Annotated in this window: 20 protein-coding genes; 11 read left to right on the top strand and 9 right to left on the bottom strand. The window is 45.1% G+C overall.

The window, feature by feature from the left end:
- Positions 1 to 304: 304 nt before the first annotated feature.
- The 5 genes from hrpA to yhbY all read right to left on the bottom strand — a co-directional run bounded on the left by hrpA (position 305) and on the right by yhbY (position 6,768).
- Positions 305 to 4,192: an ATP-dependent RNA helicase HrpA gene (gene hrpA / locus LGT40_RS13065; protein ID WP_226074279.1), complete on the bottom strand. Its 3,888-nt coding sequence runs from the start codon at positions 4,190 to 4,192 to the stop codon at positions 305 to 307.
- Between the two features lie 77 nt (positions 4,193 to 4,269).
- Entirely contained in the window at positions 4,270 to 5,247 is a 978-nt protein-coding gene (locus LGT40_RS13060) for a DUF481 domain-containing protein (RefSeq protein WP_226074281.1), read from the bottom strand.
- Between the two features lie 112 nt (positions 5,248 to 5,359).
- A complete protein-coding gene (locus tag LGT40_RS13055; RefSeq protein WP_226343215.1) occupies positions 5,360 to 5,815 on the bottom strand; it encodes a pentapeptide repeat-containing protein in 456 nt (151 codons plus the stop codon).
- Between the two features lie 39 nt (positions 5,816 to 5,854).
- Complete coding sequence (locus LGT40_RS13050) at positions 5,855 to 6,448, bottom strand: nitroreductase family protein (protein ID WP_226074284.1); 594 nt, start codon at positions 6,446 to 6,448, stop codon at positions 5,855 to 5,857.
- A 26-nt stretch (positions 6,449 to 6,474) separates the two neighbouring features.
- Positions 6,475 to 6,768 (bottom strand): ribosome assembly RNA-binding protein YhbY, encoded by a 294-nt coding sequence (yhbY, locus tag LGT40_RS13045; RefSeq protein ID WP_226074292.1) that lies wholly within the window; start codon positions 6,766 to 6,768, stop codon positions 6,475 to 6,477.
- 49 nt (positions 6,769 to 6,817) lie between these two features.
- Between yhbY and rlmKL the strand changes: the two genes are divergently transcribed.
- On the top strand, positions 6,818 to 9,046 hold the full coding sequence (gene rlmKL / locus LGT40_RS13040) for a bifunctional 23S rRNA (guanine(2069)-N(7))-methyltransferase RlmK/23S rRNA (guanine(2445)-N(2))-methyltransferase RlmL (protein ID WP_226074294.1): 2,229 nt from the start codon (positions 6,818 to 6,820) through the stop codon (positions 9,044 to 9,046).
- On the opposite strand, the gene LGT40_RS13035 is transcribed toward rlmKL, so the two are convergent.
- From LGT40_RS13035 to LGT40_RS13025, 3 genes are all read right to left on the bottom strand, one after another.
- The gene (locus tag LGT40_RS13035) at positions 9,038 to 9,790 is read right to left on the bottom strand and encodes a ParA family protein (RefSeq protein ID WP_285229306.1); all 753 of its coding nucleotides are present in this window, start codon (positions 9,788 to 9,790) and stop codon (positions 9,038 to 9,040) included. The two genes, rlmKL and LGT40_RS13035, sit on opposite strands and share 9 nt — an antisense overlap.
- A 2-nt stretch (positions 9,791 to 9,792) precedes the next feature.
- Positions 9,793 to 11,874, bottom strand: a complete 2,082-nt coding sequence (gene ppk1 / locus LGT40_RS13030) for a polyphosphate kinase 1 (protein ID WP_226074296.1) — start codon at positions 11,872 to 11,874, stop codon at positions 9,793 to 9,795.
- Positions 11,875 to 12,015: 141 nt separating this feature from the next.
- Complete coding sequence (locus LGT40_RS13025) at positions 12,016 to 12,495, bottom strand: DUF6231 family protein (RefSeq protein ID WP_226074298.1); 480 nt, start codon at positions 12,493 to 12,495, stop codon at positions 12,016 to 12,018.
- Between LGT40_RS13025 and LGT40_RS13020 the strand changes: the two genes are divergently transcribed.
- From LGT40_RS13020 to LGT40_RS12990, 7 genes are all read left to right on the top strand, one after another.
- On the top strand, positions 12,494 to 12,967 hold the full coding sequence (locus LGT40_RS13020) for a YcgN family cysteine cluster protein (protein ID WP_226074301.1): 474 nt from the start codon (positions 12,494 to 12,496) through the stop codon (positions 12,965 to 12,967). The two genes, LGT40_RS13025 and LGT40_RS13020, sit on opposite strands and share 2 nt — an antisense overlap.
- Complete coding sequence (locus tag LGT40_RS13015; protein WP_226074302.1) at positions 12,957 to 13,382, top strand: hypothetical protein; 426 nt, start codon at positions 12,957 to 12,959, stop codon at positions 13,380 to 13,382. Before LGT40_RS13020 ends, LGT40_RS13015 begins: the two co-directional genes overlap by 11 nt.
- A 7-nt stretch (positions 13,383 to 13,389) precedes the next feature.
- Positions 13,390 to 13,878, top strand: a complete 489-nt coding sequence (locus LGT40_RS13010; RefSeq protein WP_226074304.1) for a DUF4388 domain-containing protein — start codon at positions 13,390 to 13,392, stop codon at positions 13,876 to 13,878.
- A gap of 77 nt (positions 13,879 to 13,955) precedes the next feature.
- Complete coding sequence (locus tag LGT40_RS13005; protein ID WP_226074306.1) at positions 13,956 to 15,248, top strand: M18 family aminopeptidase; 1,293 nt, start codon at positions 13,956 to 13,958, stop codon at positions 15,246 to 15,248.
- Positions 15,249 to 15,268: 20 nt separating this feature from the next.
- Positions 15,269 to 15,553, top strand: a complete 285-nt coding sequence (locus tag LGT40_RS13000; RefSeq protein WP_226074308.1) for a hypothetical protein — start codon at positions 15,269 to 15,271, stop codon at positions 15,551 to 15,553.
- A 15-nt stretch (positions 15,554 to 15,568) separates the two neighbouring features.
- Entirely contained in the window at positions 15,569 to 16,291 is a 723-nt protein-coding gene (locus LGT40_RS12995; protein WP_226074310.1) for a DUF445 domain-containing protein, read from the top strand.
- Positions 16,288 to 16,932, top strand: a complete 645-nt coding sequence (locus LGT40_RS12990) for a class I SAM-dependent methyltransferase (protein ID WP_226074312.1) — start codon at positions 16,288 to 16,290, stop codon at positions 16,930 to 16,932. Before LGT40_RS12995 ends, LGT40_RS12990 begins: the two co-directional genes overlap by 4 nt.
- Here the strand turns inward: LGT40_RS12990 and LGT40_RS12985 are convergent.
- Positions 16,929 to 17,504, bottom strand: a complete 576-nt coding sequence (locus LGT40_RS12985) for a YigZ family protein (RefSeq protein WP_226074320.1) — start codon at positions 17,502 to 17,504, stop codon at positions 16,929 to 16,931. The two genes, LGT40_RS12990 and LGT40_RS12985, sit on opposite strands and share 4 nt — an antisense overlap.
- A gap of 115 nt (positions 17,505 to 17,619) precedes the next feature.
- Here LGT40_RS12985 and rapA point away from each other — a divergent pair, with 115 nt between their 5' ends.
- The 3 genes from rapA to LGT40_RS12970 all read left to right on the top strand — a co-directional run.
- On the top strand, positions 17,620 to 20,478 hold the full coding sequence (gene rapA, locus LGT40_RS12980) for an RNA polymerase-associated protein RapA (protein WP_226074334.1): 2,859 nt from the start codon (positions 17,620 to 17,622) through the stop codon (positions 20,476 to 20,478).
- Between the two features lie 40 nt (positions 20,479 to 20,518).
- On the top strand, positions 20,519 to 21,751 hold the full coding sequence (locus LGT40_RS12975; protein ID WP_226074341.1) for an efflux RND transporter periplasmic adaptor subunit: 1,233 nt from the start codon (positions 20,519 to 20,521) through the stop codon (positions 21,749 to 21,751).
- A gap of 4 nt (positions 21,752 to 21,755) precedes the next feature.
- Positions 21,756 to 22,176: efflux RND transporter permease subunit (locus tag LGT40_RS12970; protein WP_226343213.1), on the top strand; the 421-nt coding region annotated here is incomplete at its 3' end.

Below are 22,176 nucleotides of genomic sequence, written 5' to 3'. Positions count from 1 at the left end.
GATGCAACAAAATAACAAACATGCTGCTAAACGAGAGTACATAGCAATCAGGTAACCAATTTATGAGTGAAAAAGTGTGAGCTTAGCATGGCGCTGTTTTAAACCTCGTCAGATTTAACAATAATCACTCGGGCAGTTGTATAAAACATCAGTACTCAAAGCATTATGGTGTGGTATTCAGACTGCGCGTTTAGGTCAGCCTTGCGTTTACCGATGACTTACACCAGACACTGAAGTTTAAAGTGAGAGTAACAATGCTTAACTGAACTGTGACTGAATGAGCATATAATTTGCAGCGAAATTATTAACATTCAGCCCATTGCTTATCGAGCCGTTTGGCGGATATGGGGTAACTGGTGCCAATTTCCTGAGCAAACACCGAGATACGAAACTCTTCAATCATCCAGCGATATTGTTGCATCGCTTCATTATCTGCGCGGTTAATGTGGTTCAGATAACGTTGCCAGTGGGGTTGAACTTCCATTTGACGTTGACGATCTTTATTTGGATCTGTTTTGAGTTTGTCCAGACGGGCGCCGATGGCACGAAAATAAGCTGGCAAACGTTGTAAGGCTTCATCCGGTGTGTGATGAATAAATCCTTGATATAACAAATAGGCAAGCTGCTCACGGATATCTTTCACAGCATGCATGGCCGCTAACGGAATATTTCCAGACAGTCGCTTGGCAATTGCATGGTATTCACTCAAGGGCTCGGCGATAAGTCTGGCGAGTTGGTTGGCAATATTGATTAACTCACCACTGCGGTGTTGTAATCGTTGCTCGAATTGCTGTTTGTCTCTTGGCCAGCTTTGGTCTTTCAAAAAACATCGATCAAATGCAACCGCTATCAAATCCTGCTTAAGTTGCTCACACGGCGTGATTGGCCGGCTGGTTTTTTCTTCAAAAGGCGCAGCTGGCACATTAGCGTAATGCAGACACATTTTCTGAATATCAGGCAGGTTTTTCTGTAGATATTTAACTTTATCTTTTTCAGCCAGCATAAACAGTCTTCTCAATCCAGAAGCAGAGAAGGTTTTTGCCTGCTGCAAAGTGTCCATCAAGGTCAGATCGACATGATCATGGCGATCGACCAAAGCAGGGTAGGCGGTCATTTCAAGACCATTTTGCTGCATGACAATTTGCTCAGGAAATGTATTAAAATCCCAGCCGGTTAATCCGGTTTTTTCATAGTCTGAATCCGGTAGTTGACGGAAACTGGCAGCCGCTTCTTGAGACCAATCTTGTTTGAGCTGGTTTAAATCACGGCTTTCAGCCAGCAGGTCTCCCTGTTCATCGACCAGTTTAAAATTCATGCGCAAATACAGCGGCAGATCTTCCAGTCGCCAGTCCTGTGGTTTAATTTCCACGCCCGTCATTTTGCGTAATTGTTCACTTAACGCCGGCAATAAGGCCCCTTCATAGGGTGTTAGTGCTTTTAGACAGCGATCCGCATAATCCGGAACGGGGATGAAATGCCGACGTAAAGATTTAGGCAGGCTTTTCAGAAGAAAAATCACTTTGTCGCGCAACAGGCCCGGCACTAACCACTCGTACCGTTCGGGATCACTCTGGTTCAACAGGGAGAGAGGAATCGTCTGGGTAATACCATCGTGCTGTTTACCTGGCTCAAAATGATATTCCAGAGGCAATGGCACACGATTCACCAGCAACTGATCAGGATAACTATCCACCGTCACCTGATCAGCGCTATGTTGCATCAAGCTTTCACGACTTAAATACAGACACTGCGGATCAGTTCTTTCTGCCTGTTTGCGCCACTTCTCGAAACCGTGTCCATTAATAATTTCGTTGGGGACGCGCTGCTGGTAAAAAGCAAATAAGGTATCCTCATCGACCAATACATCTCGACGACGTGATTTTTGTTCCAACAGTTCTATCTCATCAATCAGTTGACGATTGTGTTGGAAAAATTTGGCCTGACAATTAAAGTCCCCATTGACCAAGGCTTCCCGAATAAAAATTTCGTTGGCAGTCGGACGATCCAATGGTCCATAGTGGATTTTGCGACGGTTCACAATCGGCAAGCCGTAAAGACTGACGCTTTCAAAGGCAACAACCTGAGCCGGCTTTTTCTCCCAATGCGGATCACTGTATTGACGTTTTACCAGTTCACCAGCAATAGGTTCGATCCATTCAGGTTCAATTTTGGCGACAATCCGTGCATAGAGTTGACCTGTTTCCACTAACTCTGCCGCCATGATCCATTTCGGACCTTTTTTATGCAAAGCCGAACCCGGGAAAATTTTCAGTTTCAGATTTCGGGTTCCGGCATAACTATGCTGGTCGGCTTTCATGGCCACATTGCTTAACAAGCCGCTGAGCAAGGCTTGATGAATGGATTGATAATCAGCCGGTTGCTGATTAGGTTTGAAGCCCATCTGCGTGGTTTGCACGTGCAGTTGTTGGTAAATATCATGCCATTCCCGCAGACGCAGAAAAGACAGAAAGTTTTCTTTGCAGTATTTGCGAAATTTATTCTGGCTCAGATGTTTCTGGCGATCGTGATACAAATCCCACAATTTAAGAAATGCCAGAAAATCAGAGCGTTCATCTTTGTATTTACTGTGTGCCTCATCCGCTGCCTGCTGTTTATCCATCGGCCGTTCACGAGGGTCTTGAATACTGAGGGCACTGGCGATAACCAGAACTTCATTCAAGCTGTTTTGATCATTGGCTGCCAAAATCATTCTGGCAATACGTGGATCAATAGGCAATTTGGCTAACTGTCTACCGATTTCAGTGATTTGCCGCTTGCTATTAACGGCATTCAGTTCTTCCAGTAGGCGATAACCATCATTGATCATCTTTGGGGGCGGGGGATTGATAAATGGAAATTTAGCCGGATCACCCAGTTTTAACGCTGTCATCTGTAAGATGACGGAAGCCAGATTGGTGCGTAAAATCTCAGGATCAGTAAATGCTGGTCTGGCGGCAAAATCTTCTTCATCGTAAAGTCGGATACAGACACCAGCAGCGACCCGTCCACAGCGGCCGGAACGCTGATTTGCACTGGATTGTGATATTTTCTCGATCGGTAATCGTTGTACTTTGTTGCGTACACTGTAACGGCTGATGCGAGCCAGCCCAGGGTCAACAACATAACGAATACCTGGCACAGTCAACGAAGTTTCTGCAACATTGGTCGCGAGAATAATACGTCGTGGCCCACCAGTTTTAAATACCCGGTTTTGCTCACTGGCTGATTGCCGGGCAAATAAGGGCAGGATTTCGGTATTCGGTGGATGATGTTTACGTAACGCTTCAGATACATCACGAATATCACGCTCTCCCGAGAGAAATATCAGCACATCACCAGGACCTACACGACATAGCTCATCGACGGCATGGACAATACCGTCAACAAAATCCAGATCTTCACTGTCATCGTCGCGACTTAATAAAGGACGATAGCGAATTTCAACAGGATAGGTTCGTCCACTGACTTCGATGACTGGCGCATTGTCAAAGTGCTCGGAAAAACGTTTTGTATCGATAGTTGCTGAGGTAATGATCAATTTCAGATCAGGACGTTTTGGCAGCAGTTGTTTTAAATAACCCAACAGAAAATCAATATTCAGACTTCGTTCATGAGCTTCGTCAATAATCAGTGTGTCATATTGATTTAAATACGGATCATTTTGTGTTTCAGCCAGCAAAATACCGTCTGTCATCAGTTTGATATAACTTTTATCCGCTTTTACCTGATCATGAAAGCGGACTTTATACCCCACGGCTTCGCCGATTTGTGATTTCAGCTCTTCGGCAATACGTGTGGCAACTGTTCTGGCTGCAATACGTCGCGGTTGGGTATGGCCAATCAGGCCACCGATGCCTCTGCCCAGATCCAGACAGATTTGTGGCAGCTGTGTGGTTTTACCTGAACCCGTTTCACCACAAAGAATAATAACTTGATGTTGTAGAATCGCTTTAGCGATATCATCCCGTCGTTCAATAACCGGAAGATCAGCATCAAGAGAGGGTTTGGGGAGATTATCTAATCGAAACTGGAATCGCTCATGGGAACGTTCGATTTGCTGTTGCAGATTCAGCCATTCTTTTTCATTGGCGGATTTATTCTGCAGTTGCAATAATCGCCGGCGCAGTTTGTGCTGGTCGGCGATCATTGTATTTTTTATTTGAGATTCAAGTTGTTGCTTTGGGTTGTTCACTGATTTTCAATTTACTCGTACACTTTACAATAGCCTTTATGGCCGGTTTATCATCAAAGCAGACTACTTGATAGACCTTAAAGACTCCATGAAAGCGATAGAGTATATTTGAAATCGTTCTTACTGATCTCATCCTCTGTTTCGGTATCGTATTCATTTGTCATACCGACTTTCAACGACACGCCAGCCTGATCGTCCAAATCAAGAATCCAATCAAAAGATGTTACATTCCGATAAGCATCAAATGAATCAAAACTTGGATAGAAAGTATTGGCTAAGGCAACACGTTGCGCGTCATTGATGCGCCAGCGTGTTTCAAGACCTAACAAGCCTTCAGGAGTGAATTCCTGGCGTTCACCACCAAAAGTTTTATTAAAACCGACACCCGAACGACCTACAAATAACCATTCTTCAGTATTGGCAAATTCATAACCAAAACCGCCATTGGCATTGATACGATAGTCATAATCCTTAAATCGATCGAGTTCAAAACGACCTCCTGCAAAACGAAACCAGGGCGTCGCTGGTTGTAACCAGTCACGGTTAATTGAAGTGAAAAAGCTGTTATCAGAGGTTTCTTCTTCAGACTTGGCATAATAATAAGCGGTTCTGCTATTAATACGGGTTTCTTCAGTTGCCAAATCGGCATTGAAGGCGAGATTAACCTGGCTGTTTACAGATTTTCCGCGACTGCCTGCCAACCCCAAATCAAAACGTCTTTCCCAATCGGTTAACCAGCCGGTTCCAAATAAACCATCATCCCGCGGTTCGGCCACGGCCACTTCTGCTGGTTCTACACTTGGTTCTGAGGCAGGTTGTTCTTCTGATGGTGTTTGTTGAGCTAATGCCTCGTAATCTGTTTTTATCTCAGAAACAGTATTGGTGTTAAGCGTCATTTCACCAAGTAACTGATGTTTAATGGTAAGGGTTTCTTGATCACGCTGTAATAAGTCACCTTGCAGGCGATCACCATTGGTAAGAATCAAGGTGACAGGAGCGGCGTGGGATATTACAGGAAAAAATAAACAGAGATAGACAATTTTTTTCAACAACAAAATAGGTTCCTAGGGCTGGATTTGACAGCCATATACTAGCGATTACTAAGTTGATTGTCAGTGCTAATTTACCGGGAATTTTTCTTTAAATGTCGGGAAGTATCAACCGGTTCTAGCAACCATCGTTATTAACAGAGCCATCTGGCATGGTGGTATTACAGAATTTAATACCTCTATCGTGCACACCTTTCATTGATGCGCCGGTCAAATCAGCTCCTGACATATCGGAAAAGATTAAATGCGCGCCATCCAGATTGGCATTTTTCAGGTTGGCATCCATTAATTGTGTGTAGTCCATTAATGAATTACTTAGATCGGCGCCTTCTAGCTGTGCACCTTGCATGCGGGAATGGGTAAACCAGGCGCCTTTCACATTTGCATTGGTCAGAATAATTCCTTGAAGGTTGGCTTCACTCATATCTGCTCCTTCGAGGTTATGATTTTCAAGTGGGGCTTCACTCAAATTGCAATGATGACATTGATTTTGTTCCAGCAGTCTTTTCAGATATACCTTGTCGTACGCAAGGGCCACTGAACTAAATAAACTCAGGACTGTGATAATCACCATTGATTTCATTTTGCTTCCCTCAATTTCATTAATATTGCGTTAGTCTGTCCAGCGATTTTCGAAAAAATGTTCGGTTAAAGGACGGCGAGACCTTGCTTTTAGTTCCCTTTCTATCATTTCATCACTCAACGAATCAAGCGGTGCAGGGTACCCAACCGCAATAACTGACCAGAGATTGACCTTGGCTGGAATCGACAACACTTCTCGTAACTTATCGGTATCAAAGCCACCCATTTGATGAGACATCAACCCCAGGGCAGTGGCTTGTAAACACAAATTAAGACTAGCAGCTCCGGTGTCATATCCACTCCAGCGATTTTCATTGCCATTATGGGTAAAAAGGGGCATGGAGGCCGTGATAATCAGTAATGGCGCATTTATTGCCCAAGACTGATTGCCTGGCGAGAGACATTGCAGCGTTTTATGCCAGGTTGCTTCATCTTTAAATCTGTTGCAAAGAATATAACGCCATGGTGCTTCGCCATAACAGGAGGGCGCCCATAATGCTGCCTCACAAAGTGCAGTAATCACCTCGTCACTAATCGCCTGCGAGGCATCATAGGCTTTACCACTCCAGCGCTCAGCAATAATGCTGGAGAGTTTTTGTTCAGTTTCAGCTGGTTTTTGAATCACAGTGAATCCTGGTATTTGATGGATAATTAACGCGGCAGTTGAATCGCTGGTTTTTCTGCTGGACGATAAAAAGCACCAATATGACCAATTATCATGACTAAATCCGCGCCGGTTTTTTCCGCAATATCATCCAGCATTTGTTTGCGATCGGCTCTTTCCTGACCGCTGACACGAACTTTAATCAGTTCGTGATAAGCCAATGCATTTTCGATTTCAGCCAGAACAGCTTCAGTAAGACCCGCATTCCCAATCATTACCACGGGTTTTAGGGGATGAGCCAATCCTTTCAGATATCGGCGTTGTTTATCATTGACTGCCATGAGTAGGGCTACCTGTATTAAAATGTCGTGATTATATCAGGATAGTTTCATGACTAAACATAAGTTCACCGTCACGGCAGCTCGTGGCATGTTGCCGTTGCTCGAAACCGAACTCAGGCAAATCGGTATCAAACAATACAAAACAGAGGCGGGTAGCATTCGCTTCACCGGCAGTCTTAAAGACGCCTATCAAGTGTGTTTATGGTCTCGCGTCGCCGTTAGAGTGCTGATGCCTATTTCCCATTTCACTGCCGAAACTACGGATCAACTCTATGACGGCATTAAAGCAATAGCCTGGGAAGAACATATTGATGCTGAGGACACGACATTGGCGATCGATTTCAATAGTTTTCGATCCAAAATTCATCATACCCAATTTGGTGCGCAGAAAGTAAAAGATGCCATCGTAGATCGCTTACGCGATCTCTTTGGAACAAGGCCATCCGTGGATTTGCATCAGCCGGATCTACGCGTCAATGTGTATCTTAAACATAATCAAGCAATTGTCAGCCTTGATTTATCGGGCGAAAGTTTACATAAACGTGGCTATCGAGTTAGCCAGACTAATGCTCCCATAAAAGAACATCTGGCTGCCGCCATATTACTTTCAGCAGAATGGCCAAAACTGGCACGTGAGGGCTGGGCTTTGCTGGACCCCATGTGTGGCAGCGGCACATTCCTGATTGAAGCGGCGCTGATGGCTGCAGATATTGCCCCGGGGTTGCAACGAGATTACTTTGGTTTTCTTTACTGGAAACAGCATGATAAAGCTGCCTGGCAGCAATTAAAGGCTGATGCTGAAAGAAGACGTCTAAGCGGACTGGCACGCTTGCCGATGATTATGGGAGGAGATCAGGATAAATCTGCTGTCACAGCAGCACAGATGAATATTGAAGCGGCAGGACTCAGTGATCGTATTCAGGTGATTCATCGTGATTTACAGAACTGGGGAACAGTCGCTCAAACGTTGCCCGAAGTGGGATTGTTAGTATCCAATCCCCCGTACGGCCAGCGTATTGGAGATGCCGATTCATTGCATAATGTTTACGAAGCTCTTGGTGATTTGGTGAATCACCATTTACCTGCATGGCGCACCACGATTATCACTGACAATGCTCAGCTGGGTAAATTGACCGGCCTGACTATGTTCGATAGCAAACCTTTTGATAATGGCCCAATCCCTTGTGAAGTTCTGTCATATCGTGCGCCCAAACCGCTGCGTCGTGATGCTAAACCGGTTCAGCAGGAAATGTCCGCTTCACCTTCTCCCTGGGATAAAACAGCAAAAGTTAAACCTGTAGAGAGTTCAACTGATGTGCCATACGTCTCACCACAAGCCGAAATGTTCGCCAATCGGTTGAAAAAGAATGTACGTCATTTAGCGAAGTGGGCGCGTAAAAATCATTTGGATTGTTACCGGGTGTATGATGCTGATCTACCGGATTACGCGGTAGCGATTGATATTTATGGTGACTACGTGCATGTGCAGGAATACGCACCACCAGCCGATATTGACCCATTAAAAGCCAGCGAACGGCTAGACGAAGTCATGCAAATTATTCCGGCAATACTCGGCGTAAGCCAGGATAAAGTCGCATTGAAACTAAGGCAGAAACAACGTGGTTCGAATCAATATGAATCACAGGCCGCTTTACGTCAGCGGTTTGAGGTTCGTGAAAATGATCTGCGGTTTTGGATTAATCTGACCGATTATCTGGATACCGGCTTATTTCTGGATCATCGAATCACTCGCCAGATGCTGGCAGAAAACAGCAGAGGTAAAGCTTTTCTGAATCTATTTGCCTACACCGGCAGTGCCTCGGTATATGCAGCAGCAGGTGGGGCCCGATCAACAACCACTGTGGATATGTCCAACACCTATCTCGGCTGGGCCAAAGACAACATGCAACTGAACAATTTTGTAGGAGAACAACATCAATTCATCCGCGCCGATGTATTGGCATGGTTAAATGAACCTGCAACTCAGGAATTACGTTTCGATTTGATATTTATCGATCCGCCGACTTTTTCCAATTCCAACAAAATGGATGGGGTATTTGATATTCAGCGCGATTATAGTGATATGTTACGCAAGGTAGCTACAATGCTTAATCCAGACGGGGAAATTTTCTTTTCCACCAACCGACGTGATTTCAAACTCGATCCGAATTCATTGAAAGAGCTTGCTATAAAAGATATCAGTAAAGCGACATTACCCGTTGATTTTGAACGTAATCCTAAAATACATTACTGCTGGCGTATGCAAAAATCAGCTTGATTTATGCTGTGTGAGTTTAATTTCTTCCCATAATGACTGGTAAGCTTTATTGACGATTGAATTTTCTGCAAAAGCAGCCAAAGGGGCTCTGAACTCACCCATTTTTTCGACGACAGCGGCATAAGGAATGGCAGTCTGTAATCCATGCTTTAACATTTTCGGCGGGTGAGCCAGCATCACACGATGCAGGCTGCGACGACGATCTGCCATGGTGAAAAAAGCATGTAGTCGTTTTGGTTTGAGATTGTTTTCTTTAAAAAAATCACGTGTTTGCTCGAAGGTTCGCATCGACAAGTGACTGGGAATAATCGGCACATATATCGCATCAGCAGCAGCAAACATTTGTTCCGTTAATTCAGAAAAACTGGGCGGACAATCCAACACAATTAACGAATAACGCTCGCCAAACGGGGCTAGGAGTTTCGCTAGTTGCTGTTTGTTATCACCAGCCTTGGCCAGATCCAAATCCATCTGCCGAAATGAAAAATCAGCAGGAATAATATCCAACGATGGGTAGTCAGTGCTTTTGACCAGTTCACCAATCGGCGTTTTTCCCGATAATAATTTTCTGGCTTCCGCCTTGGGTTTACTTTTCCGCTGCAATAACCAGCTGGCAGCACCTTGCGGATCCAAATCCCATAACAGGGTAGGGATACCCTGATTGGCAGCCTGCCAGGCAATATTCACGGCAGAGGTGGTTTTACCTACGCCACCTTTGAGGTTAAAAAAGGCGATGATTTGCATAACTAACTGGTTTTCGCTAATTGTTCCAAAAGGGTATTCTGGGCACTGATCATTTCATCACCTTCGTTGCGTGCTGCACGTTGATAGCGCCCATCAGCCGACAAAATCCATGCCTGAGTATTATCAGCCAGATACAAATTCAGATCTTCGATAATACGTTTTTGCAATCGTTTGGATTCAATAGGAAAACAGGTTTCAACGCGGCGTAACAAGTTACGTTTCATCAGATCGGCACTACCTGCCCAGACTTCAATTTCGCCGCCATTTTCAAAATAAAATACCCGGGTATGTTCCAGAAAACGACCAATGATGCCACGTACCTGAATGTTTTCTGAGACGCCGGCAACGCCCGGTTTTAAGGTACAAATACCCCGTACGATTAAATCGACTTTAACGCCGGCGATAGAAGCACGATAAAAGGCATGAATCATTTCCGGTTCGACAACAGCATTAACCTTAATAATGATATGTGCTTTTTTACCCGCTTCAGCATGCGCAATTTCGCGATCAATCTTATCAAGTAACCCCTGATGCAAATTGAATGGAGCATGCATTAATTTATGCATTTTGGGGATTTTGCCAAGGCTGGTTAACTGAATAAACAGATTATTTACATCTTCACCAATCTGTTTATCCGAGGTCAGCAGGCCATAGTCGGTATAAATACGCGAAGTGTTTCGATGATAGTTACCGGTTCCAAGGTGAACATAACGGCGTAATTTATTGTTTTCGCGACGTAAAATCAGCAACATCTTGGCATGGGTTTTATAGCCCACAATCCCATATACAACATGGGCTCCTGCCTGTTGCAGTTTGGATGCCAACGCGACGTTGGCTTCTTCGTCAAAACGTGCCCGCAGTTCAATCACCACCGTAACTTCTTTACCGGCGTGTGCCGCAGCAACCAGCGCATCAACGATCGGTGAAATAGCTCCAGTTCGATACAAGGTTTGTTTAATAGCCAATACACTTGAATCTGCAGCCGCTTGTTTGATCAGATCGATAACCGGAGTGAACGACTGATAAGGATGATGCAGCAATACATCTTTTTGCTTTAACAGGCCAAAGATATCTGCATCTGAGGTTAAGCCATTGGGCCGTCCCTGAGTAAACGGTTTAAATTTCAGATCAGATCGTTCCACCATCGAATGCAAGGTTTGCAAACGACTCAAGTTCACTGGCCCATTTACCAGATAAACATTTTCCTGTTGCATTGCACATTGATCACGCAAGAAATTAACCATTTCTTCGGGGCAGTTATGGGCAATTTCCAAGCGAACTTCATCGCCATAGTTTCGGTGCGTTAATTCATCAGCAATAGTCGCCAGCAAGTCACTGGTCTCTTCGGTATCAATGGCAAGATCGCTGTTCCGGGTTACCCGGAATTGATAACAGCCTTTAATTTTCATGCCGAAAAACAAATCATCAGCAAACGCATGGATAATCGATGATAAAAATACAAAGTGATATTGCCCCGGTTCACATAATTCCGCAGGTAACTGGATAACCCGTGGTAACGCTCGCGGTGCCTGCAATATTGCAAAACCAATATTGCGGCCAAAAGCATCTTTACCATCCATTGATACAATGAAATTTAAACTCTTGTTCAATAATCTTGGGAAAGGATGAGATGAGTCCAGACCTATCGGACTGAGGATAGGCTGAATTTCATCACGAAAATATTGCTCCAACCAGCTACTGTGTTCAGCGGTCCACATCGGTCTGGGTAAGACCTTGATACCTTCCTGTTCCAGTAAGGGCAAGAGTTCGTTATTGAGCACGCTGTATTGCTCATCAACCAATTCGTGAGCACGAATACTGATTAACCTTAATGCTTCCTGAGCACTGATTTGGTCAGCTTCCAGATAAGGATCACCAATTTCGATTTGCTGGATAAGGCCAGCCACTCGAACTTCAAAAAATTCATCCAGATTGGTACTGGAAATACATAGATAATTTAATCTTTCAAGTAACGGTACGCTGGGATCCAGAGCCTGTTGTAACACCCGCCAATTGAACTCCAGCAAACTCAGCTCACGATTCAGGTAAAGCTCGGAGCTATTCAGATCAATTTGTGTTTCCATGTTTTCCATTATGAAGGCTTAAATTTAAGGTTAATGAACATTAAGCTTGTGCGTAGTAGTGGACGATGTATGCGTGTTATCTGGATAAAAGCATAATTCTCTCAGCAAACTAAAGCGCTTTGATGACAATCTGATGACAGCTTACCAGCGATATTTGCCATAATTTTCAGGGTTTGCCCAAAAGCGACTATTGAGCCAGTCACGTTTAGGCTGATAATTTTCAATAGCATAGCTGAACACCTGCAATCCATCACTAGTCCCCGCGATATGGTGTAATCCCATAGCTAAATAATCGCGAAATTGCCAACCTTGTTGCTGTGCTTGCGCAGGATTTGTGATCAGAATGATATGTGGCGCATGAAGATTACGTAAATAGCCCAGCCATTGTTGTCCGGCTTGCAGCGGTAAAGTCTCTGTCAAATCACTGATAACAGCCAGATCCACGCTCTGAATTTGCTGTAATTGTGATTGTTCAAATGGTGTCGTCAGGGCCTGGGATCTGGTATCTTGGCAATCTTCCAGGCACAGCTTGGCTGACTCTCCCGCAACCAATACTGATTGCGGTTTAAATTGCTGTATCAGGGTGCTGAGCAGCGAAGACAATAAGACTGATTTATTCATGACTGACCAGCATAAAACATCTACCGAGTTCTGGAAACATAAACGACTGGGACAGATGACACATACCGAATGGGAAAGCCTTTGTGACGGCTGTGGGCGGTGTTGCCTGCACAAACTCGAAGACGATGCCGACGGACGGATGTATTACACCCGTGTGGCTTGCGAGTTACTGGATATTTCAACTTGTCGCTGTAAGGATTATGCTAATCGCCAGAAGACCGTGCCAGACTGTATTCAGCTCAGCGTCGAGCAGGCACATTTCTTTGACTGGCTGCCTGACACCTGCGCCTATCGATTATTGGCGGAAGGTGAGCCTTTACCCGAATGGCACCCATTGATTACCGGCGATCCTCAGAGTGTGATTGATGCAGGTATCTCCGTTCGTGATGTCGCGGTGACTGAATCAGATGATATCGATTTAACTGAAGAGGTTATTGCATTACAGCCACCTGTTTACCCGCATGACACCTGAAGAAAGTCGCGAATTCACTGCCCGTTTGGAACAAGCTGCATTGACGCTGCTTGAAATGGAAATTTACCGCAAGCCTGATGATTTGGCGCGCCGTTTCGGCTTGCCTTTGCCGGTCGTACGTTACTGGTGGCGCCATACTGATGAGAAAACGCGACCTGTTGATCAAAACAGTTTGTCGCCACGTGAAGTTAAAGTCATCCGAAAAGCGACTCAAACGCTGGAAGGGTGGGAAAAGATTAAACGCTATCGCCCCCCTTGTGGCGCAAGATTACCCGGCGGAAAAAAATGCAAACGTTCAGTCGCCATACGCCAACCGGAAGCATGGTCGCTAGGTGCGTTGGCAGATCGTTGCAGACTCCATGGTGGCAATGCACGTCGCATTATTCGTTCGAAAACCGAGGACGAGACAGAATGAGGGACTTATGCTTGAGACAACGGAAATTCTAAAGCTGCTTCTGACATTATGTAACGAACAAAAAAGTGGTACTTTGTTTTTAACCACCAAAGACAATAAAGCCTGCCATATCATTTTTGAACAGGGACAAATTGCTGCGATGGCTTTTGGTTCTATCAAGGGTATTGCTGTCGCAAAAATACTTCCAAGATTGTTTATTGAAAGAACCAGCTTTAACAGCACACTGAGAATGCCATTGAATCAACGCGCCAGTATCGAGGAACAGGCGGATGTATTCGCCGCTTTGGGCTTGCGACGTCAATCAGAAAATAAAGCAGTAGTAGCGAACACCCCCGCTAAAACTCGGCGAATGTATCGCGGTCATTTAATGATAGATGATGAGCATGTCAGTGCTGATTTGAACTCGACCCACAACAGCTTGCAATCAGTTGATAAGCCGCCAGCTGCTAAGTCTAAAAGTAAACGAATTTATCGTGGCCAAGTAATTGAAGATTGAAACAATCCTGTGAATTTGTCACATTGTCGCGACAAAATCGTTAACATATCGTCCAGTTTCAAACTCCGGAATTCATCATGAGCAGCTTGTCCCCCCAAAACCTCAATCAGGGTTTACTTGATTTTATTGATGCCTCACCCACACCGTTTCATGCCGTAGCGAATATAAAAGCATCTCTGGATGCTGCGGGATATCAATCGCTTGATGAAAAGCATAGCTGGGGCACATTAGCCGCCGGTGGATATTATGTGACCCGTAATGATTCTTCTATCATTGCATTTAACTTACCCGACACCAATTTGGCAGAAAGCGGTTTTTGCATGGTGGGAGCGCATACCGATAGTCCCTGTCTGAAAGTGAAACCACAACCTGGTACCGTCAAGCATTCCTTTTGGCAGTTGGGAGTCGAGGTATATGGCGGCGCTTTATTGAATCCCTGGTTTGATCGTGATTTGTCTATGGCCGGACGAGTCAGCTTTGTCGATGCAAAAGGGCAATTAAGCCATGCTTTGGTGAATTTTAAAAAGCCCGTGGCAACCATCCCCAGCTTAGCCATTCATCTGGATCGCGAGGTGAATCAAAACCGCAGTATCAATCCGCAGTTGCATTTACCACCGATAGTTTTACAGACGGAAGAGGGGGATAAACCCGATTTACGGGCTTTGCTGGAACAGCAGTTACGATCTGAACCGGGCGAGTTGGCCGTAGGTAAAGTACTGGATTATGAAATTTGCTTTTATGATACACAGCCATCTGCCCTGGTGGGTCTCAATGAAGATTTTATCAGTGCTGCACGTTTAGATAATTTATTGAGCTGTTATATCAGTTTACAAGCCTTGTTGGCCGGTACAAAGGATAAAGCGAACCTAGTGGTTTTTACCGATCATGAGGAAGTGGGCAGTGTGTCGACCAGTGGCGCGCAGGGCACTTTTTTGCCTTCAGTGTTACAACGTCTGGCTCCCGATAATGAAAGTTTTCAACGAATGATTCAGCAATCATTACTTATTTCTGCTGATAATGCGCACGGTATTCACCCTAATTATGCAGACCGCCATGATGCGCAACATGGTCCGATTTTAAACAAAGGGCCAGTGATAAAAACCAATGCTAATCAGCGTTATGCCACCAACAGCGAAACCAGTGCTCGATTCCGGCAACTTTGTGAGTTGGCTGATGTGCCAGTTCAGGATTTTGTAGTGAGAACCGATATGGCGTGCGGCAGTACTATTGGGCCGCTTACGGCGAGTCTCATTGGTGTTCAGACGTTGGATATCGGTGTGCCTACTTTTGCCATGCATTCAATTAGGGAACTGGCGGGTAGTCAGGACACTGTACATTTATATAATGCTCTTAAACAATTTTTCAATTAAAACAAAGGAATAAATACACTATGTCAGAAACAGTTGATGAGTTAACGGTGACCTATCAAGAAGGCGATGTCACCACAGTGAAAGAACTGGACAAAGTTGTCCTGACAAAAGGCGCATGGGCCACGGTGATGTTTCGCTATCAGGATCTGGATCGTAAAACAGGTGAATTTGGCCCGGATAAATATACGATTCGTCGTTATCAAAAACGCAATGGCGAGTATGGTCAACGTTCAAAATTTAATATCTCCAGCCGCGATCAGGCACAACAAATCATTGAAGCATTAACCCGCTGGACTAACGATTAAATAGAACCTGCTACCATGAATAAAAGTTTACTGACGAATCTCTGCGCCGCTGCTGTGGTTGGCGCAGGTTTATTGCTGGAATCACCCTGGCGTGAACCGGTTTTAGCGACAGGAATGTTTGCACTTGCCGGTGGGATAACCAACTGGCTGGCCATTCATATGTTGTTTGAAAAGGTGCCGGGATTGTATGGCTCAGGCGTGATTACCGCCCGATTTGATGAGTTTCGAACGGCTATTGAAAAACTGGTGATGGAACAGTTTTTCAATCAGCAGAGCCTGGATCGGTTTGTTCATGAAATGCTTGACGATAAAGGTGAAAATCAACTCGATTTTTCGGAAATCATTGATCAAACCGATCTTAATCCAGTGTTCGATAATCTGGTCGCGACCATTATGGAATCTTCTTTTGGCAGCATGCTATCAATGGTCGGTGGGGCCAAAGCGTTAAAACCATTAAAAGACCCTTTTATTCGCAAAATGCAGCAATCTTTGAATGACATCGCGCATAGCGAACATTTTCAGCAACATCTGCGTGAAAAAATCAGTAGCGGTCCGGTGAGTGATGATTTATATCGGCAGATTTATACTATCGTTCACAGCCGATTGGATGAGCTGACCCCGCAAATGGTCAAACAAATGATTCAGGATCTGATCCGCCAGCATTTAGGCTGGCTGGTCGTTTGGGGTGGCGTTTTTGGTGGTTTAATAGGGTTGCTCACTAGCTTTTTACCACTGTGAACCTCTGGAGTGAGAATAATTGCCGGTTATGCGCCGCGCCAGTCACGTTTTATCAACACTGGCGTGGTCGTGATTACTGGCATTGCAATGAATGCCATGCACTGCAAATGGATAAGTTACATTTGCCAGATCGTGAAAGTGAGACAGCGCTTTATTTTACACATGAAAATGATGTGAATGATCCACGCTATCAGCAGTTTGTTTCTCCGGTTACCCAGGCTATTTTGAATCATATGCCTGCAGACAGTCTGGGGCTGGATTTCGGCGCCGGACCGGGGCCCGTAATCAGTAAAATGATTGGTGAAAAAGGCTATCAAACAACGCTCTATGATCCGGTTTTTCATCCGGATAACAGCGTGTTATCACAGCAATATGACTACATCATCTGTAATGAGGTAATGGAGCATTTTCACCGGCCGGCAGTCGAATTCGCTCGGCTTAAATCATTATTGAAAGCTGATGGAAAACTGTTTTGTATGACACAACTGTTTGATGCAAAAATTGATTTTGCCAAATGGCATTACAAAAACGACATCACCCATGTGTTTTTCTATCATCTTGATAGTCTTGATTTTATTAAACAGCAGTTTGGGTTTCGTACGGTAGAAGTCGAGGACCGATTGATCATTTTCTCTGCTTAACTGAATTGTTCTTTTATGCTGCCGCTATGTTCTGCCGGTAATTCAATAATGACTGTTACCGTGTCAGTGAACTGCTGATCAATAATACGGCCGTGTAATTGTTTAAGCTGATATTCCAACATCTGTAACTGGCTGTAATCAATCTGTAGTTTAAATTGCGCCATTTCCACCCAGGGAAGTTTTTCTGCGGCATCAATTGCCAGTTTTGCCGCGTTACCGTAAGCACGTGTCAGACCGCCAGTGCCTAATTTAATACCACCAAAATAACGAATCACAGCGACCACACTATTAATCAAATCTCCGCCTTGTAATGGCGCGAGAATTGGTCGTCCAGCGGTACCGGAAGGTTCGCCCGCATCAAAAAACCGTTCAGTGATAAAGCCTTCCGGTGCACGGATCCGCCAGGCAAAGGCCAGATGATTAGCTGAGGGATGTTGGCCAGCCAATTGCCGCAGTTGTTTTAATGCTGACTGCTCACTGTCACAAGGCATGGCAACGCCAATAAACCGTGATTTTTTAATTTCATATTCACTGGTAGACGGGCGACTAACGATAAAAAACTGGCTGGACATCTTTTTTACTATAGGAAAATACAGCCTGACAATTTACCATATCGCCATATTTTGCTCGCCTGTCTGGTAGGGCAATGTCTATATTCATCGTCATCAATCAATCGGGTAACACAGTTTGTCAGAATTAAGTTTTGCAGTTGGCCAACGTTGGGTCAGCAACAGCGAGGCCGAATTAGGTCTGGGTATCATCACAGAAGTCACAGGTAGACGAATTGAAATTGCTTTTCCGGCCGCTGATGAGCAGCGCAGTTATGCGGCGAATAATGCGCCGTTGAGTCGCGTAGATTATCCGCTTGGCGAACAGATAAAGACCCGTCAGGGCCAGCTTTTTACCATCAGTGAAAAACATCCTTTGAATGGTTGTGTGATTTATCAGGGTGAAACAGCTGAAGGTGAAGCGATCAGTATTCATGAAATGGATCTGGACAGTTTTGTCCAATTCAGTCAGGCCACTGATCGATTATTTGCTGGTCAAATAGATAAAAACCGTCAGTTTCAATTACGCTTGAGAACACATCAGTATTTTCATCGTTTACATCAATCACCGGTGTTTGGTCTTTTGGGGGCCCGGGTGCAATGTTTACCGCACCAGTTTTACATTGCCTCGCAGATGGCAAATCGTATTTCAACCCGCGTATTGCTGGCCGATGAAGTCGGGCTGGGGAAAACCATCGAAGCCGGTTTAATCATGCATCAGCAAATTATGCAGGGAAGAGCCAGCCGGGTATTGGTGATAGTGCCTTCTGCTTTGGTACATCAATGGTTAGTGGAAATGCTGCGTCGTTTTAATCTGGCCTTTACCGTGATTGATGCCGAGCGTTATGAGGCATTGGTTGAGCTGGATGAAGGCAACGCGTTTGAGAGTGCCCAGTTGGTTTTGACCGATTTACAGACATTGGAATCACATCCTGAAATGCAACAAGATCTGTTACAAGCAAGCTGGGATATGCTGGTAGTGGATGAAGCTCATCACTTGCAGTGGCATGCTGAGCAGAGTAGCGATGGCTATCAACTGGTCGAAAAGCTGGCTGCGCAGATAGCCTCGGTCTTGTTGTTGACGGCTACACCTGAGCAGTTGGGCATGGAAAGTCATTTTGCCCGTCTTCGTTTGCTGGATCCTGACAGGTATTATGATTTGGCGGAGTTTCGTGAGGAGCAGCAACATTATCAGCACATCAGTCAATTGCTGGATCAACTGATGGCACTTGAATCCGCCAGTGAGTTTGCCAAGCACAAACCTTTGCAAGCAGAATTACAAACCTACCTGGATGAGGCATTGTTGGCCGCTTTGGCTGATGATGAAGCGTTTGAAACAGCTTGTGAACAAGCGAAACAGCAGTTTCTGGATCAATTTGGTACAGGGCGAATTCTATTTCGTAATACTCGCGATACAGTAAAAGGTTTTCCTGAACGCCAGTTAACCACTTATCCTTTAGAGGCTACTAAGCATTATCTTTTTCAAACCGGCAACAATTTAACCGAGCTGTTACAGCCTGAGATTCTATTAGGCGAAAACTGGCTGGATTTAGATCCCAGGGTCGACTGGTTAGTGAACTGGCTTAAAGAGCATCGTGGTGAAAAAACGTTATTAATTACCGCCAATGCCGAAACTGCTCAGCAACTAGAATTGCATTTGCGACTTCAACACGGTGTTCGTAGCAGTGTTTTCCATGAACACATGACCCTGATTAACCGTGATCGCGCGGCAGCGTTTTTTGCTGATGACGAAGAAGGAGCTCAAATACTGATATGCTCGGAAATTGGCAGTGAAGGCCGTAACTTCCAGTTCTGTTCGTATCTGGTGTTATTTGATTTGCCGCTCAACCCGGATTTACTGGAACAGCGCATTGGCCGGCTGGATCGTATTGGTCAACGTAACACAGTGAATATCGTACTGCCGTTTTATCAGAATACTGCACAGCATCTTTTACTTGATTGGTATCACCTGGGATTGAATGCGTTTGAGTCAGTTTGCAAAACCGGCTCAGCTTTACGCGAACAGTTTGCTGAGCAATTGGAACAATGCCTTCGTGATCCGGCTGACAGAAATGCCTTTGCCGAACTGCTTAAACAAACCCAGCAGGCAGAACAGCAATTACGTCAAGAACTATCCAAGGGCAGAGACCGCCTGCTGACCCTGAATTCCTATAATGAAATCGCTGCAAAAGACATTCTGATGCAAGTTGACGAGGCCAGTAGTCCATTGGAACTGGCTGCCTTTATGGATGATTTCTTCGATGCCTACGGAGTGGAGCAACAGGCCCACAGTGCGGATAGTATTATCTTGCACCGCGGAGATGAACTGCGCAGTGATGAGATTGATTTGCCTGAAGATGGCCTAACCGCAACATACCAGCGTACCAGAGCACTATCACGTGAAGATATGGCATTTCTGAGTTGGGAACATCCATTAGTCATGTCAGCGATGGATGCGGTTATCAGTTCGGATCTGGGGAATACAGCATTTTGTCAGTTAAAAAGTAATCTGGTCCCCGCCGGTAGTCTGTTGTTGGAAGTGGCATTTGTAATGCATTGCCCGGCACCCAAACAACTGAATATTAATCGTTTTATCCCCGAATCCTATATGCGAATCGTTCTGGATGAGAAAGGAAGACAGTTGCAAGAACAATTGACCGAGCAAGAGATGAATCAACTGGCTGGGCGAATTCCAAAACATACTGCGCAACAGATGGTTCAGGTAGCCAGAGAGCGGATCGATAATTTAATTGAACGTAGTAAACAATTAGCGGGTAAACAGCAAAAACAATTTATCGAGCAGGCTCTCCACAAAATGTCCGAATTAACCGATCATGAGTTGCTGCGTTTGCAACAGCTTGCTGAGAAAAATACCCATATAAAACCTGCAGAAATTGAAGCATTACGTTCTCAGCAGCAACAGCTGAAACAATACTTACAAAATGCCGAATTGAAATTGGATGCATTACGCTTAATCATCGTGACAGAAGCGAGTTGATCTGCCAAAGTCAGCAATGAAAATTTAATGGAGTAGGGTTTTGATTAAACGTTTGTTACCACCTTTGCTGGTAGTGGCATTGGCCATAGGAATATTCATTGCGTTGATCATTAGCCGACCTCAAGCGCCGGTACAGGAACGGCCAGCTCAGGGTGTATTAGTCGATGTTCAGCAAATTGATTTTGCTGAATTATCCCCCGTTTTAACCTTATATGGTCGGCTGGAAGCTCCACAAAAGGCTAATTTGCGTGCTGCCGTTACGGCAGATGTGGCTGAGGTCTATGTTTTTGATGGGGATAATGTCGAGCAAGGGGATGTGCTGATTGAACTTGATCCCCGCGAAGCACTATTAGCGGTACGACAGGCTGAAGCTGAGCTGGCAATGATTGATGCGCAGATTGAGGCGGAAAAGTCACAACTCAAACGCAATGAAGCCCTGTTAGGCACGCAACAGCAATTGGTTGACCTGGCAAAGGCTGCGGTGAATCGTGCAGAAAAATTGCAGCAAAGTCAGTTGACCTCTCAAGCCTTGCTGGATGAATCGATCTCTTTGCAGGCACAGCAAAGTCTGGAGCTTAAACAACGCCAGTTTGATATTCAGGATCACCCCATTCTTATTGCTCAGCTCCAGGCAAACCGACAGCAGGCTCAAGCTCAACTGGATAGGGCAGAACTGGATCTTGACCGTACCGTGATCAAAGCACCATTTTCTGGTCGTATCAGCAGTCGCCAAATTGCCAAGGGCGATCGGGTGCAACCCGGTGATGCTTTAATGACACTTTATGATGTTCAGCTGCTGGAGTTTCGTGCTTCGATTCCGCAGCGCTATCTGGCAGATATTTATTCTGTGCTTGAAACAACGTCTTTGTCTGCCACCGCCAATATTTTCGGCCAGCAGTATGAATTTGAATTGCAACGCCTCAGTGGCGAAGTAAACGCCAATGTCGCAGGGAGAGATGGTTTATTTCGTCTGAAAGGCGCTCCAGGCTCACTGGCTGCCGGTCAGTTTGTCAGCGCTCAATTGACCTTGCCGCCTCATCAAAATACGGTGGCTATTCCTTATAGTGCCTTATATGGTCTGGATCGGGTTTATCGGGTCAAGGATAATCAGCTGGAAGCTGTGCAAGTCAGCAAGATTGGGGATTATTCCGATCAGGATGGTAAAAGCCGTCTGCTGATTCAAAGTGATGCTTTGCAACAGGGCGATCACATAATCACCACTCAATTACCGAATGCGATCAACGGCTTAGCCGTTACCATCAAAGATGAATAATACGGTGAAACGTGATTTTATTGGCATCTTTGCTCAACATCGGGTTGCTGCCAATCTGTTGATGATGGTGATGATTCTGGCCGGTGTCCTCTCGTTAAACCGTATCAACACGCAGTTCTTTCCTACCTTTGCGCTGGATATTATCACTGTCAGCATTGAGTGGCGTGGTGCCAGTGCAGAGGATGTTGCCGAATCGATCACGCGACAAGTGGAACAAGAACTTCGCAGTGTGGATTATGTGAAAAAGATGACCTCCACTTCATCTTATGGAATGTCGCTGGTCACACTTGAATTCATTGAAAAAAGCGATATGGGTCAAGCCCTGGATCAGGTGAAAGATCGTATCGCGCAGATCCGCAATTTACCAACCGACAGTGAAGAGCCTGAAGTCACATTGGTGACAAATTATGAGAGTGTTGCGCGCA

The sequence above is a fragment of the Methylophaga pinxianii genome (assembly GCF_020447225.1).
Classification (GTDB): domain Bacteria; phylum Pseudomonadota; class Gammaproteobacteria; order Nitrosococcales; family Methylophagaceae; genus Methylophaga; species Methylophaga pinxianii.
This window is presented reverse-complemented; position numbering and strand designations above follow the sequence as displayed.